Here is a 14,294-nt window from a genome sequence, read left to right as displayed (position 1 = left end):
GTTTCTGTCGTCATCCGGCTCGCGCAACGACAGAAACGTCAGGGACTATCGCGCCAGCCGACGGACCCGTCAGAGGCGGGTGATGAGGTGCAGGATCCAGTAGGTCACGGCGGCGACGCTGGCAGCGGCGGGGAATGTGAGCACCCAGGCGGTGAGGATGGTCCGGGCGACGCCCCAGCGGACGGCGGACAGCCGCTTGGTGGCGCCGACGCCCATCACGGCTGAGGTGATGGTGTGGGTGGTCGAGATCGGCGCCTCGTAGACGTAGGCGGTCGTGTAGAGCACGGACGCGGCGACGGTCTCAGCGGCGAAGCCCTGCGGCGGGTCGAGGTGGATGATCCGGCGTCCGAGGGTCCGCATGATCCGCCATCCGCCGGCCCAGGTGCCGAGCGAGATCGCGGCAGCCGCGGAGAAGATCACCCAGATGGGCAGCTGGCCGCCGTCGGCCTCGGTCGCGACGTACCCGCCCGTGACCAGGGCCAGGAAGATCACGCCCATCGTCTTCTGGGCGTCCTGGAGCCCGTGGCCGAGCGCCATTGCTGCGGCGGAGATCGTCTGCGAGATCCGGAACCCGCGGTTGGCCTTGTGCGGGCTGGCGTTCCGGAACACCCAGAGCACGAGGAGCATCACGGCGAAGCCCGCCGCGAACGCGAAGAAGGGCGAGAGGAACATCGGGATCACGACCTTCTCGAGGACCGTGCTCCACGAGACCGTCACGCCGCCCGCGATGGCCGAGCCGACCAGGCCGCCGATGAGGGCGTGGGACGACGACGACGGGAGGCCGTAGTACCAGGTGATCAGGTTCCAGACGATGGCTCCCACCAGCCCTGCCATCACGATCAACAGCCCGTGATTGTTCTGGGGTGGGGAGATCGTGTCGCTCACCGTGTGGGCGACCTTCTGGCCGAGGAACGCGCCGACGAAGTTCATGATCGCGGCGAGCGCGAGGGCGACCCGCGGAGTCAGTGCGCGGGTCGAGACCGACGTGGCGATGGCGTTCGCAGCGTCGTGGAACCCGTTGGTGTAGTCGAAGACGAGCGCGACGACGACGACCGCGATCACGATCGCGAGTGTTACGTCCACAGGGGGCGGCCTTGTCAGCTTTCCTTGACGGCGATCTGCTCGACGATGTTGGCGACCTTCTCGAAGGCGTCGATCGCGCCCTCGAGCGACTCCTCGACGTCCTTGAGCTTGAGCACCTCGATCGTCCTGTACTCGCCGGAGAAGAGGTTGGCCAGCATCCGTCGGTGGTTCTTGTCGCCGGCGTTCTCGAGCCGGTTGATCTCGATCCAGTAGTCCTCGAGCGACTTCATCGACTGCAGGCGCGGCATCGCGTCCGCCGTGAGCTCGGCGCAGCGCTGGATGACGGTGACCTGCTCGGACAGCTCAGCGGGGAGGGTCTCCACCTCGTAGAGCAGGATCAGGTCGACAGCCTCGTCCATCATGTCCATGACGTCGTCGAGGCCGGAACCGAGCGAGTAGATGTCCTCGCGGTCGAACGGCGTCACGAACGTGCTGTTGACCTTGCGCACGATCTCGTGCGTGGTCTCGTCGGCCAGGTGCTCGGCCTCGCGCATGCGCTTGGCGACGTCGGGCTTGTCCGACGAGTCGGACAGCATCTCGGCCAGCAGTTCTGCCCCGAGGACCAGGTGCTGTGCCGATTTCGTGAAGAGGTCGTAGAAGGAGGTATCGACCGGACGCAGACGAAGACGCACATGTACTCCCGTTGAGACGGAGGCGAACGGCCTCATGCTAGGGGGTGAAGTTCACCCATACGCAAACCGCGGTCCGTCAACCGGTGTGTGGCCTGCAGCACGGTGGCAGCGAACGGCGTCGCCGACGCGGGCCGTACGACGGCGCGGATCACGCGTGCCGGCGCCTCCGCTGGGCCTCGATCAGCGCCTCCTGCAGGTGGGACTCGCCGCGATGCCGGACCCACTCGCCGTCCTCGTGGAGCTCCCAGGCGTCGGTCCCGGGCGCGAACGCCTCGTCGAGCAGGCCACTGACCTCGGCCACGCTGTCGGCCGTGGGGAGCCGGACGAGCACCTCGACCCGGCGGTCGAGGTTGCGGTGCATCATGTCGGCTGAGCCGATCCACGTCACCGGGTCGCCGCCGTTGCCGAAGCAGAAGATCCGGCTGTGCTCGAGGAAGCGACCGAGGATCGACCGCACGGTGATGTTCTCCGAGAGACCGGGCACGCCGGGGCGCAGCGCACAGATCCCGCGGATCAGCAGCTCCACCGGGACCCCCTCCCGCGAGGCGAGGTAGAGGCTGTCGATGAGCTGCTCGTCGACGAGCGAGTTCACCTTGAACCGGATCCTTGCCGGGCGGCCGGCGCGGTGGTGCTCGATCTCCGCGTGAATCTGCTCGATGAGGCCGGATCGGACGGAGTCGGGAGCGACCAGGAGCTCGTCGTACTTGGCCTTCCGGGACCACCCGCTCAGGTTGTTGAAGAGATGGGCGACGTCGTCGCCGATCACCTCGTTCGTCGTGAGCAGGCCGATGTCCTCGTACATCCGGGCGGTCTTGCCGTTGTAGTTGCCCGTGCCGATGTGCGTGTAGCGACGGATGCCATCGGGCTCGTCGCGGACGACCATCGCCAGCTTGCAGTGGGTCTTGAGGCCGACCAGGCCGTAGACCACGTGGCAGCCGGCCTGCTCCAGCTTGCGGGCCCAGCGGATGTTCGCCTGCTCGTCGAAACGAGCCTTGATCTCGACCAGCGCCAGGACCTGCTTGCCCGCGTCCGCGGCGTCGATGAGCGCGTCGATGATGGGGGAGTCGCCCGAGGTCCGGTAGACGGTCATCTTGATGGCGAGCACGTGCGGATCGGCGGCCGCCTGCTCGATGAACCGCTGGACCGACGTCGCGAACGAGTCGTACGGGTGATGGAGGAGTACGTCGTGCCGGCGCAGCGCCTTGAACACGTCGACGGGCGCTGCCGACTCGACCTCGGCGAGGACCGGGTGCGTGCTCGGCACGAACGCGGGGTACTTCAGGTCCTCGCGACCGAGGTCGGCGATGCCGTGCAGTCCGCGCAGGTCGAGCGGTCCGGGGAGGCGGACCACCTCCGCCATGCCGATGTCGAGCTCGGACACGAGCAGCTCGAGGACGGACGGCGCGATCGACTCCTCGACCTCGAGCCGGACCGGCGGGCCGAACTTCCGACGCAGCAGCTCCTTCTCCAACGCGGCGAGGAGGTTCTCGGCGTCGTCCTCCTCCACCTCGACGTCCTCGTTGCGGGTGACGCGGAACGTGTGCGCCTCGAGGACCTCCATGCCCGGGAAGAGTCGCGTCAGGTGGGCACCGATCACGTCCTCGAGGGGAACGAACCGGTCGTTGCCGAGGGGAACGAACCGGTCGAAGTTCGACGGCACCTTCACCCGCGCGAAGTGCTGCTTGTTCGTCCGCGGGTTCTGGACGATGACGGCGAGGTTCAGGGACAGGCCGGAGATGTAGGGGAAGGGGTGCGCGGGGTCGACCGCGAGCGGCGTCAGCACCGGGAACACACGGTCCTTGAACAGCCGCTTGCACGCGCGCTGCTCGTCGCGGTCGAGGTCGGCCCACCGCAGCAGCTCGATGCCCTCGGCCGTCAGGGCCGGTGCGACCTGGTCGCGGAAGACCGAGGCGTGCCGCTGGGAGAGGGCGCTCGCCTGCTCCCAGATCGTCTCGAGGACCTCGCGCGGCATCATCCCGGACACCGCGCGGACGGCGAGGCCGGTCGCGATCCTGCGCTTGAGCCCGGCGACCCGGACCATGAAGAACTCGTCGAGGTTGCTGGCGAAGATCGCCAGGAAGCGTGCCCGCTCGAGCAGCGGCAGCTCGGCATCCTCCGCGAGCTCGAGGACGCGGTGGTTGAAGCGGAGCCAGGAGAGCTCCCGGTCGAGGAACCGGTCGTTGTCGTCGGTGATCGCGTCGAGGTCGGCCTGGTCCGCGACGTACGACGGCGCCTCGGCGTCGGCGGGGGCCTCGGTCGCGCCCGCGCCGTTCTGGGACGCGACGTCGACCTGGTCGGGGAGGACTTCCTGGGACATGGTCCGAGTGTGGCACCACCGGGTGAACGGACGGTGGCATGCCGCTACTGTCGCTGGTCGTGAGCCCCCGCACCGCCGTCGAGTCGCGCGCCCTCCGAGCCGCGATGTCCGCGCCGTCCTGGGCACGCCGGCTGATCGCCGGTCGCCCCGTGATGATCGACGGGCAGACCCTGGCCCCTGATCTCCAGATGATGCTGCGCCTGCAGGCGATCGCGCGCCCCAGGGACGAGGAGGTCCCGATCGCCATGATGCGGTCGAACATGGTCCGGGAGGCGGCCATCGTCGGTGGTCAGCAGTCGATCGGTGAGGTGCGGGAACTCGTCGTCGGGGGTCGCCCGGCCCGCCACTACCTGCCGAGCGAGCCGGTGTCCTCGGACCCCGGCCCGCTACTGGTCTACTTCCACGGCGGCGGGTGGATCGAGGGCGACCTCGACACCCACGACGCGCCGTGCCGCCGGCTCGCGGAGCGCTCCGGGGTGCCGGTCCTGGCGCTGACCTACCGGTTGGCGCCCGAGCACCCGTTCCCCGCGGCCCACGACGACGCCGAGGCCGGCTTCCGCTGGGTCGTCGACCATGCCGCCGAGCTGGGTGCCGACCCGCAGCGGATCGGGGTCGGCGGTGACTCGGCCGGTGGCAACCTGGCGGCCGGGGTCGCGCTGGCAGCGGCACGCGACGGCGTACCGCTGGCGTGGCAGGTGCTGCTCTACCCCTGCACCGACCTCGAGCGGGACACCCAGAGCCTGCGACTGTTCGGCGAGGGCTTCTACCTCACGACCGCGTTCATGGACCGCGCCAACGACTACTACGTCCCTCGGCCGGAGGACCGCAGGGACCCGCGGGTGTCGATCGTCCGCGCCGAGATCCCGAGCGACCTGGCTCCGGCGTACGTCGTCACGGCCGGGTTCGACCCCCTTCGCGACGAGGGCGAGACCTACGCCCGGATGCTGGCCGACGCCGGGGTGACCGTCGAGCTCCAGCGGTGCACCGGCCTGATCCACGGCTTCGTCAACATCGTCGGGGTCGGCAGCTCCTCGCGGGCTGCCGTCGACGACGTCGCCGACCGGTTGCGCACGGCGCTCGGCTGACCCGGAGCTCAGCCTGGCTCAGAGGCCGGGGCGGTACTCCCGCAGCTGGCGGACGAACTCGTGGGGCTCGACCATGTCGGCGTCGACGACGAAGTCGTCCAGGCCCTTGCGGTGGAACCGCAGCTGCCAGAAGGCGTCGCCCGGCTGGCCGACCATGTCGACGCGGGTGCCATCCTGGCGGACGTCGAACCGGTACGACGACTCGCCCTTCTTGATGTAGACGACCCCGCGGGTGATGCTGACGTCCACGCCCATGACCCGGGTGCGGCTCGCGGCGTAGGCCAGCCCGACCGTCGTCAGGATCATCGCGAACCCGAATGTCGTGAACAGGTTGCCGTTGATCAGCGCCAGCAGCGCGACCATTCCCGCGACGACCGCGGTCGCGGCGAGGATCATCGACAGCACCCGGGGATCGCTGCCGTCGCGCGCCAGACCGGCGCCGGCCGATCCGTCGTCGGGACCGTCGAAGATCGACATCGGCGACTCGGCAGCGGCCTCGAGGTCGGCGATCCGCGCGTTCGCCGCGGCGAGCTCGGCGGTCAGGTCGGCGACCCGCTGCTCGGCGTCGGCGCAGCGGGCCTCGAGAGCGTCGCGCTCTGCCTGTCTCGGCTCCATCGGGGGCTCGTCTAGAGGTCCGGACGCCATTGGCGCAACGCCTCGACGAAGGTACGGGGGTCGACGGCCTTGTCGTCGATCTCGACCGGCGACATGCTCCGGCGCAGGATCCTCAGCTTCCAGCCGCGCTGGCCGGGGGTGCCGACCTGCTCGAGCTGCGTGCTGGGGCTGGTGAGGTCGAAGGTGCTCGCGTAGTCGCCGAGCACCACCTTGAGGACACCGTGGTCGTCGAGGTGGACCGTGCGGGTGTTGCCGATCGCCCGGAGGGCGTACATCAGCAGCAGGAACGACGCGGCGCTCAGCGTCGCGTTGAGCGGGATGTCGTCGCGCAGGGTGCCGAGCAGGGCGAAGCGCCCGACGGCGGCCGCGCACCCGAGCGCGAACAGGATGGCGATGAGCGGCATCACGCCGCTGCCGCGCTTCGAGTGGTACGGCGTGTGCTTGCCGGTCGTGACCAGAGCGGGCTCGGCAGCGGGGGAGTGGTCCGCGAGCGCGGCGGGCTCCTCGTCGTCCTCGTGGGCCGCCAGGCCCTCGATCTCGTCCTCGTCGGCCGCGAGGTCCTCGTCGAAGTCCTCGTCGAAGTCCTCGTCCTCGGCGAGGTCCTCGTCGTACGTCTCGTCGACCGGCTCTTCGTCGACTAGTGCTTCGTCGACGGGCTCGTCCTCGACCGGTGCTTCGTCGACCGGCTCGTCCTCGACTAGTGCTTCGTCGACGAGCTCGTCCTCGACCGGTGCTTCGTCGACGAGCTCGTCCTCGACCGGTGCTTCGTCGACGGGCTCGTCCTCGACCGGTGCTTCGTCGACCGGCTCGTCCTCGACCGGCTTCTCAGCGGGCACCTCGTCCGCGAGCGGCAGCGAGATGGACGGCTGGGCGAAGACCGGGTGCGTCAGCGGGTCGAAGTCCTCCTCGACGGGCGCGGCGACCTCGACGGTGTCCTGCGCCGGTTCGACCGGCTCGTCAAGCGCGGCGTCGGCGGTTTCGGGGGCTTCGAACGGCGGTGCGTCCTCGGCGGCGTCGGTCTTCGAGGGGTACGGCCGTGCGCCCGGCCACGACCCGGCCCAACGGTCGAGCAGCGACTCGGCTTCGGCGGGGGGTTCGGTCGCGGTCTCGTCCGCAGCAGGTGCCGGGGTGTCTGCCGAAGCCTTGCTGGCGACCCAGCGGTCGAACAGGGTCTTGGGCGGGCCGGTCTCGTCGTCCTCGAGGGTGGGCTCGATGGCGGCGGGCTCGTCGGTGGTCTCGTCCGGAGAGACGTCCTCCGCGGCCACGTCGGCGGCTGCGTCGTCGGCGACACCTGCGTCGCCGGCCGTCCCGCCCAAGCGGTGAGCGCCGGAGGGCGGGGTGACCGGCGCGGTGAGCGCGGTCCAGCGGTCCAGCAGGCTCTCGGCCGGCGTCGGGCCCGCGGCTGCCGGCTCCTCGACCTCGGCAGGTGCCGGCTCCTGGGTGACGGCCTCGGCCGGCTCTTCCGCGGGCAGCTCCCAGCCCGACGACTTCTTGATCGCGGCCCAGCGGTCGAGCAGGCTCTCGGCAGCCGTCGGCCCTGCCGCAGCAGCGGCGTCGGTCGACTCGTCGGTCTCGAGTGCCGCCGGAACGTCCGGCTCGACCTCGACCTCGGCCTCGGCGGCGGCGGCTTCAGCGGCCACAGCGGCCTCGGCGACAGCGGCAGCCTCTTCGACGGCGGCTTCAGCAGCAGCGGCGGCCGCAGCAGCCGCGGCAGCCTCTTCGGCGGCGGCGGCCTCAGCAGCCGCAGCGACCTCGGCGGCTTCAGCAGCCGCCGCGAGCTCGGCGGCCTCGGCAGCCGCGGCGGCCTCAGCGGCTTCAGCGGCCGCCGCGAGCTCGGCGGCCTCAGCTGCTGCTGCAGCGGCTGCCTCAGCGGCAGCCCGCTCCGCGACGGCTTGCCGGGCATCGGCGGCGAGGCGCATCTGCTCCTCGGCGCGGGCCTGGGCGTCAGCGGTGGCCTTCTCCAGCGCGACGGCGCGGGCATGGGCCTCCTCGATCTCGAGCGCGAGCGCGGCCGCGCGGGTCTCCGCGTCGGCCCTGGCCCGCGCCTGCTCCGCCGCGACCTGCTCGGCGGCGACCCGGGCCTGGGCGTGCTCGAGCGCCAGCTGCTCGGCCTTGAGCAGGTCGGCCTGGACGCTCGCGATCGCGGTCTGCTGGGCGATGGCCGATTGCTCGAGCTGGGCGAGCGCCTCGCGGGCCCGGTTCTCGGCGTCGATGCGGGCGCGGCTCGCGTCCTCGGCGATCCGCTCGGCCTCGGCCAGTGCCCGGGTCTGGGCCATCCGCTCGTCGGCCAACGCGGCGGCCGACTGGTGCGCGGCGGCAGCGGCTGCTTGGGCCTCGCGGGCGAGCTCGACCTGCTCGCGGGCGGCCTCCTCGGCGAGTCGCCGCGCTTCGTGGGCCTCCGCAGCCGCGCGTGCCTGCTGGGCGGCGGACTCGTCGGCGGCGAGCCGGGCGGACGTCTGTGCCTCGGCCCGGGCGGACGCCTCCTGGGCGCGGATCTCGGCGGCCTCGGCAGTCTCGAGGGCGATCCGCGCGAGCTCGGCCTGTTCCTGCGCGGCGACCTCGGCGGCGTGGCGTGCTTCGTGGGCGTCGCGCGCGAGCTGGGCGTGCTCGGCCGCTGCTGCCTCGGCGGCCGCCCGATGCTCGACCGCCTCCTGGGCGAGGGCACCGTGCTGCGCTGCGCTCGACGCGGCGTCCTCCGCGAGCAGCCGGGCCCGCTCCTCGGCAGCCTCAGCGGCCTGGAACGCCTGCTGGGCGAGGGCGGCCTGCTGTCGGGCGGACTCCTCGGCCGCGGCGCGCGCGGTGGCGATCTCGGCCGAGCTGCGCTCGGTGGCCTCGCGCTCCTCGAGCATCCGGCGGGCGAACTCCGCGTGCTCGGCCGCGGTCGCCGCTGCCGCCTCGGCGATGGCGCGGGCGCGGTCCTCCGCGGCTGCTCGCTCCTCGTGGGCGCGGCGGGCGAACCCGGCGAACTCCTCGGCGGCTGCCTCGGCCTCCTGCCGGGCCACGGCGGCCTGGGCCGCAAGAGAGGCCTGCTCGCGGGCGTAGGCCTCGGCCTCGATCCGCTCGGCGTGGGCGTCGGCGGCGCGGGCCGCCTGCTCCTCGGCGTGGCGCTCGGCGGCCTCACGTCGCTCGGCCTCGGCGCCGGCGAGCTCGGCGCGCTCGCGCGCGGCCGCCTCGGCCGCCTCGCGGGCGGTGGCGGCCCGGTGGGCGACCTCCTCGGCCTCGGCACGCGCGCGGCTGGCCTGTGCCGCCAGCTCGGCCTGCTCGGTGGCGAGCCGGTCGGCCTCCTCGCGCGCCTTCGCCGAACGCTGGGCGGCCTCCTCGGCCGCGATCCGCTCGGCGGCCTGCTCGGCCGCCGCCATCTCGGCGTCGCGGCGCAGCTGCGCCGCCAAGGTCGCGACCGCCTCGGTGTGGGCGGCGTCGACCTTGGCCGGCTGTACGCCGCCTCCGCCGAAGGCCGGGTCGGCGCCGTGCGCTTCCCGCGGTACGACGACGTCGCCTCGGCGACGCGGCCACAGCTTGCGCTGCGGGGGAGCGTCGGGCAGTGGCTCGGCGAACCCGATGTCGAGCGCGTCGGCGATCACCTTCCGTGCGGCGTCGATGTCGGGTGGCGTGGCCGGCGCGTCCTCGGCGCCGCCCTCGGTACTCGCCGGGGGAGTCACGAACGACGACCAGTCGACGTCCTCGTCACCGTCGGGGGCGAACTCGTCGTACTCCTGGGGCTCCGGCCGTGCTCGGCTCGCTACCCGGACGGCGAGGTCCTCGGGGACGTCGACCGACTCCTCGTCCTCGTCCTCGCTCGGCGGCTCCGCAGCGACCACGTCGGCCTCGACAGCGTCGTCCTCGGAGGCGGCGCTCCGTCGAATGAAGGCGTCGACGTCATCCGCGTCGAGCTCGCCGAGCTCCGGCGCGTCGTCCTCCTTGCGCTTCCAGGGCAGCCGACGGCCACGCCCGCGGCGCGCGCTGTCGAGCCCGCGCTCCTCCTCGGGCGCAGGCTCGTTGTCGGTGGCCGAGCTCATAGGTGTTGATGCTATCCGTGTGTAGGGGTTCCATGTGACGCAGGCGACCCATGGGATGGGCGGTGGTACTGCACGTGGGTGTCTCGCGGCGCATGGGTGAATCCGAGGCCGGAGTACAGCCGGAGTGCGGGCCCGTTGTCGGACTCAACGAACAGATGGACCTCAGCGGTACGCCGTTCGGCGAGATGCCGTAGACCGGCGAGCGTGAGCGCCCTCCCGAGACCGCGCCCGTGCGCCGCGGGGGAGACGCCGAGGACGTAGACCTCGCCGTGGTCCTGGTCGTGCCGCTTCGTCCAGTGGAACCCCATCACCTCGCCCTCGGGATCCACGGCGAGCAGCAGCCCGGCCGGGTCGAACCACGGCTCGGCCATCCGCTCGGCGAGGTCGTCGGCGGACATCGCGCCCTGCTCGGGGTGGGCGGCGAACGCGGCGGCGTTGACCGCGAGCAGCGCCTCGGCGTCGGCCGGGCCGCCGAACTCCCGGATCGTCACGCCCGGAGGCGTCTCCGCCTGCGGCAGGGGTACGGCGGAAGGCCGGCGCATCACCCAGAGCTCGCGTGCCCGGCGGAAGCCCAGACGCTCACCGATCGCGCGTGCCGCGGGATGGTCGCCGTGCGACCACGCCGTGAGCTCGCCGGGCTCGGCCGCAGCCTCGGCAGCCAGCCGCCCGCCGAGACCCCGTCCGCGGGCGTCCGGCGCGACGGCGAGGTCGAGCGCGTTGCGGTAGCGCAACGCGAAGCCCCGGTCCTCGACCCAGGCCGAGGAGTCCGTCAGCCCGTGGTGCTTGAGGCGCAGATGGACCGACTCGTCGACCGGGTCGTGGCCGTCCGCGGCGAGGCAGGCGCGCCGTACCTCTGCGATCACACCGAGCGGGTCCGCGGACGTCATCCCCGGGACACTAGTAAAGGCGTCAGGCGTCGACCGCAGAGGCCTCGGTCGCGTCGGCAGCGGCCTGGTCCTTCGGGCCGTCCTTGGTCGGCAGCACGAAGCGGTAGCCGACGTTGCGGACGGTGCCGATGAGGGTCTCGTTCTCCGGCCCGAGCTTCGCGCGCAGCCGCCGGACGTGGACGTCGACGGTGCGGGTGCCGCCGAAGTAGTCGTAGCCCCAGACCTCCTGGAGCAGCTGCTGGCGCGAGAAGACGCGGCCGGGGTGCTGGGCCAGGAACTTCAGCAGCTCGAACTCCTTGAACGTCAGGTCGAGCACCCGGCCGCCCACCTTGGCGGTGTAGGTCGCGTCGTCGACGACGACCTCGCCGGAGCGGATGACGTGGGCCTCGGGGTCCGCGGCCTCACGGGCCGCGGCCAGGCGGCCGATCGCGAGCTTGATCCGGGCCTCGAGCTCGGCCGGGCCGCAGGTGTGGAGGACGACGTCGTCCATGCCCCAGTCGTGGGACACGACGGCGAGACCGCCCTCGGTCGCCACCAGGATCACCGGCACGTCGGTGCCCGTGGTGCGGATCAGGCGGCACAGGTCGCGCGAGCCGGCCAGGTCCTGCCGGCCGTCGACGAGCACCAGGTCGGACTCGGGCGCCTCGAGCAGCGCGCTGCCCTCGGCGGGCAGGATCTTGACGTTGTGACCGAGGAGCGCGAGGCCGGGCAGGACGTCGGCGGAGGGTTGAAGGGCGCTGGTCAGGAGCAGCAGGGTGCTCATCCGGGTCTCCTCACTGGCACGGACGTGCCATCAAGAGACCGAAACGCAACACTGGGCCTCGGCCGGTTTTCCTGTGAGGGACGATACCGAAACCTGGCCGCCACACGGAAGGGAAGCGACAGTGAGTGAGACGCAGGTCATCCGGGTGCGCTACTGGGCGGCCGCACGATCTGCGGCCGGCATCGCCGAGGAGACCGTAGACGTTGCGGGCCCGGTCACGCTGGCCGAGCTGACGGACGAGGTCGTACGACGCCACGGCAGCTCGCGGCTCGCGGACGTGATCGGCGTCTGCTCGGTGCTCGTGGGCGACCAGCCGGTCGGCAGCCGCGAGCCGGAGACGGTCGTCGTACCTCCGGGGGCGACGGTGGAGTTCCTACCGCCTTTCGCTGGCGGCTGATTGCCTGACCGGAAGCCTCGGCATTCCTGAGGAGCTCACCCGAGGACACCGCGGAAGTAGTCGATCGTCTGCTTCAGGCCCTCTGCGAGCTGCACGTTGGGCTCCCAATCGAGGACCGTCTTGGCCGTGCTGATGTCGGGACTACGTTGCGTCGGATCGTCCTGGGGCAACGGATGCTTCTCGATGGTGCCGGCGGGGTCGACCTCAGCCAGCACCTTCTCCGCGAGCTCCAGCATCGTGAACTCGGCCGGGTTGCCGAGATTGACGGGCCCCGTCACCTCCCTCGGGGAGTCCATGAGCCGAACGAGGCCCTCTACGAGATCGTCGACGTAGCAGAACGAGCGGGTCTGGAGGCCGTCGCCGTAGACCGTCAGCGGCTCACCCCCCAGAGCCTGCACGATGAAGTTCGAAACCACCCGACCATCGTCGGGACGCATGAGCGGCCCGTAGGTGTTGAAGATGCGGGCGACCTTGATCTCGAGGTCGTGCTGCCGGTAGTAGTCGAAGAACAGGGTCTCGGCACATCTCTTGCCCTCGTCGTAGCACGATCGGATGCCCACTGGATTCACCCGCCCCCAGTACGACTCGGGCTGCGGGTGCACCTCGGGGTCGCCGTACACCTCGGAGGTCGACGCCAGCAGGATGCGGGCACCCGTGCGTTTCGCCAGGCCCAGCATGTTGATCGACCCGTGCACCGACGTCTTCGTCGTCTGGACCGGGTCTCGCTGGTAGAAGATCGGCGACGCGGGGCATGCAAGGTGGTAGATCTGGTCCACCTCGACATAGAGCGGGAACGTGACGTCGTGGCGGAGCAGCTCGAAGTTCGGGTGGTCCAGGAGATTCCGGATGTTGTCGCGCGTGCCTGAGTAGAAGTTGTCGGCAACGAGCACGTCGTGTCCGTCGGCGAGGAGTCTGTCGCACAAGTGGGATCCGATGAAGCCGGCGCCGCCGGTGACGAGGATCCGGGTTCGTACCGGAGGGGCGTTGCGGGTCGTCGAGCTGTTCGTCATGGCGTGATCCTGTCAGCACCCATCGCCGATCCCAGCTCCTCGTCGCCAGGGTGTCGGCCGGGTTCGCCGCGAGGGCCCGTGGCTGCGGCCAACCTCTCAGCGCATAGCGCGAGGGCTATCGGCGCCCAGATGTAGCGGCCGCCAAAGGCAGGATCGACGGTTCCGATAAGCGCCGCCGCAAGTGCTGGATAGGCGAGCCACCGGTATGGGGCCGGCACCGTGAGGAGAGGTCGCAGGATAGCGGTCAGGATGATCAGCAGGCCGACGGCTCCAACGAGTCCGATGGCTGCGGCTGTCTGCAGGTAGATGTTGTGTGCCTGCCAGACGTCGGCCCAACCGGCCCCGAAAATCGGGTTGTCGAGGATCCGAACGATGAGCTCGCGAGAGCCCTCGATCCGCTCCTGGGTGGCGTCCTCGGATCGACCGCCGCCGAGGAGACGCCCCAGCGCGGATGATTCGTCGGGATCCTCCGCGGCGCGCGCCACTAGGATCATCGTCGGAACACCGAGCGCTGCCACCGCGAGCGCCGCCCTCGTCGACCGGTCGAACAGTGGGTACAGCACCGTGAGAATCGCTACACAAACGAGTGCGGCACGGCTCCCACTGAGCCAGATTCCGTACCCGCTGACCACCGCCCCGATGATCAGAAGCCATCGGTGCTGGCGGGACACTGTCTGCCAGAGAAACGGCAGTAGGGCGATGCTCAACGCAGAGCACGTACCCAGCGCGTTCGGGTGTGTGGTGAGGCCGTCGTATCGACCGGCCGTGTCGGCGCCTTCGCGTATGCCGGCCGCAACGCTGATGGCGTTACCGATGATGTAGGCCCCGGCGGCCGCGACGACAGTCCGCGACGAGGCCCGCCACCACGTCACCAACACCATCAGCAGGATGACACCTTGAACAGCATCCAAGAGGTATCCGAGCTCGACGCGGGGCGCAGGCTGCACGATTGCCGAAAGGGTCCCGGCGGCCATGAACACGAAGGCCCCAACGGTGAAGAGAGCCGGCAGCCGGAGGTCCAGCGACGCGAATCGCGTGAGGATCAGGAGGAACCCCGTGACGAACAGCGCGTCCGAGAGCTCCAGGAAGCCGAACTGGCTGATGGGGACAACGTCGTTCCACGGAACAGTCGCGAATGCCAGGATCAGTACGCCGCTTCCGGTGCGGGCGACCCCGAACGCCGCAGTCAACATCCCCACGACAAGAGCGCCGGCGACGACGACAAGCGCGGCGATCGACCCGTCAGCCGTCACGATCAGGGTGTACGGAAGGAGCACGGCGAGCACGATCGGAATGGACCAGACCGCGATCGACCTGAGCAGTTGGTGGTCATTCCCCATGTATCGAGTGTCTCATCCCGGCCTTCGCGCAACGGGCCGTCCTGCAGTTCGGTAGCGTGACGTTCCGTGTGCGCCCACGCGTGGAGCTTGACCCCCTATCATCGCTACGCACCGGCCGGATTTCGATGCCATCTCCCGCTCGTCCCGGT

11 protein-coding genes are annotated in these 14,294 nt (G+C 70.9%); 2 read left to right on the top strand and 9 right to left on the bottom strand.

Annotation, left to right across the window (positions count from 1 at the left end; all coding sequences use genetic code 11):
- Nucleotides 1–69: 69 nt before the first annotated feature.
- From D0Z08_RS29305 to D0Z08_RS29295, 3 genes are all read right to left on the bottom strand, one after another.
- Nucleotides 70–1,083, bottom strand: a complete 1,014-nt coding sequence (locus tag D0Z08_RS29305) for an inorganic phosphate transporter (RefSeq protein WP_118928831.1) — start codon at nt 1,081–1,083, stop codon at nt 70–72.
- A gap of 14 nt (nt 1,084–1,097) precedes the next feature.
- Nucleotides 1,098–1,715, bottom strand: a complete 618-nt coding sequence (locus D0Z08_RS29300) for a DUF47 domain-containing protein (protein ID WP_118928830.1) — start codon at nt 1,713–1,715, stop codon at nt 1,098–1,100.
- A gap of 148 nt (nt 1,716–1,863) precedes the next feature.
- Nucleotides 1,864–4,032, bottom strand: coding sequence for an RNA degradosome polyphosphate kinase (locus tag D0Z08_RS29295; RefSeq protein ID WP_118928829.1), 2,169 nt, complete (start codon nt 4,030–4,032; stop codon nt 1,864–1,866).
- Nucleotides 4,033–4,091: 59 nt separating this feature from the next.
- Here D0Z08_RS29295 and D0Z08_RS29290 point away from each other — a divergent pair, with 59 nt between their 5' ends.
- Nucleotides 4,092–5,117 (top strand): alpha/beta hydrolase, encoded by a 1,026-nt coding sequence (locus D0Z08_RS29290; RefSeq protein ID WP_245994631.1) that lies wholly within the window; start codon nt 4,092–4,094, stop codon nt 5,115–5,117.
- Nucleotides 5,118–5,135: 18 nt separating this feature from the next.
- Here the strand turns inward: D0Z08_RS29290 and D0Z08_RS29285 are convergent, their stop codons facing one another.
- From D0Z08_RS29285 to D0Z08_RS29270, 4 genes are read right to left on the bottom strand one after another with little or no spacing between them, the layout of a single operon-like run.
- Nucleotides 5,136–5,732, bottom strand: coding sequence for a hypothetical protein (locus D0Z08_RS29285; protein ID WP_118928827.1), 597 nt, complete (start codon nt 5,730–5,732; stop codon nt 5,136–5,138).
- Between the two features lie 11 nt (nt 5,733–5,743).
- A complete protein-coding gene (locus tag D0Z08_RS29280; RefSeq protein ID WP_118928826.1) occupies nt 5,744–9,748 on the bottom strand; it encodes a hypothetical protein in 4,005 nt (1,334 codons plus the stop codon).
- An 11-nt stretch (nt 9,749–9,759) separates the two neighbouring features.
- Nucleotides 9,760–10,635, bottom strand: coding sequence for a mycothiol synthase (gene mshD / locus D0Z08_RS29275; protein WP_118928825.1), 876 nt, complete (start codon nt 10,633–10,635; stop codon nt 9,760–9,762).
- A gap of 22 nt (nt 10,636–10,657) precedes the next feature.
- Nucleotides 10,658–11,398 (bottom strand): response regulator transcription factor, encoded by a 741-nt coding sequence (locus D0Z08_RS29270; protein WP_118928824.1) that lies wholly within the window; start codon nt 11,396–11,398, stop codon nt 10,658–10,660.
- Between the two features lie 121 nt (nt 11,399–11,519).
- Between D0Z08_RS29270 and D0Z08_RS29265 the strand changes: the two genes are divergently transcribed.
- On the top strand, nt 11,520–11,795 hold the full coding sequence (locus D0Z08_RS29265) for a MoaD/ThiS family protein (protein WP_118928823.1): 276 nt from the start codon (nt 11,520–11,522) through the stop codon (nt 11,793–11,795).
- Between the two features lie 35 nt (nt 11,796–11,830).
- Here the strand turns inward: D0Z08_RS29265 and D0Z08_RS29260 are convergent, their stop codons facing one another.
- Nucleotides 11,831–12,805 (bottom strand): UDP-glucuronic acid decarboxylase family protein, encoded by a 975-nt coding sequence (locus tag D0Z08_RS29260; RefSeq protein ID WP_118928822.1) that lies wholly within the window; start codon nt 12,803–12,805, stop codon nt 11,831–11,833.
- Nucleotides 12,802–14,145, bottom strand: coding sequence for an O-antigen ligase family protein (locus D0Z08_RS29255; protein ID WP_118928821.1), 1,344 nt, complete (start codon nt 14,143–14,145; stop codon nt 12,802–12,804). Before D0Z08_RS29255 ends, D0Z08_RS29260 begins: the two co-directional genes overlap by 4 nt.
- Between the last annotated feature and the right edge of the window lie 149 nt (nt 14,146–14,294).

It is taken from the genome of Nocardioides immobilis, from assembly GCF_003515065.1.
GTDB classification, from domain to species: Bacteria; Actinomycetota; Actinomycetes; order Propionibacteriales; family Nocardioidaceae; genus Nocardioides; species Nocardioides immobilis.
The sequence above is the reverse complement of the archived record's forward strand: the minus strand, read 5'-3'. Positions and strand labels throughout refer to the sequence as shown.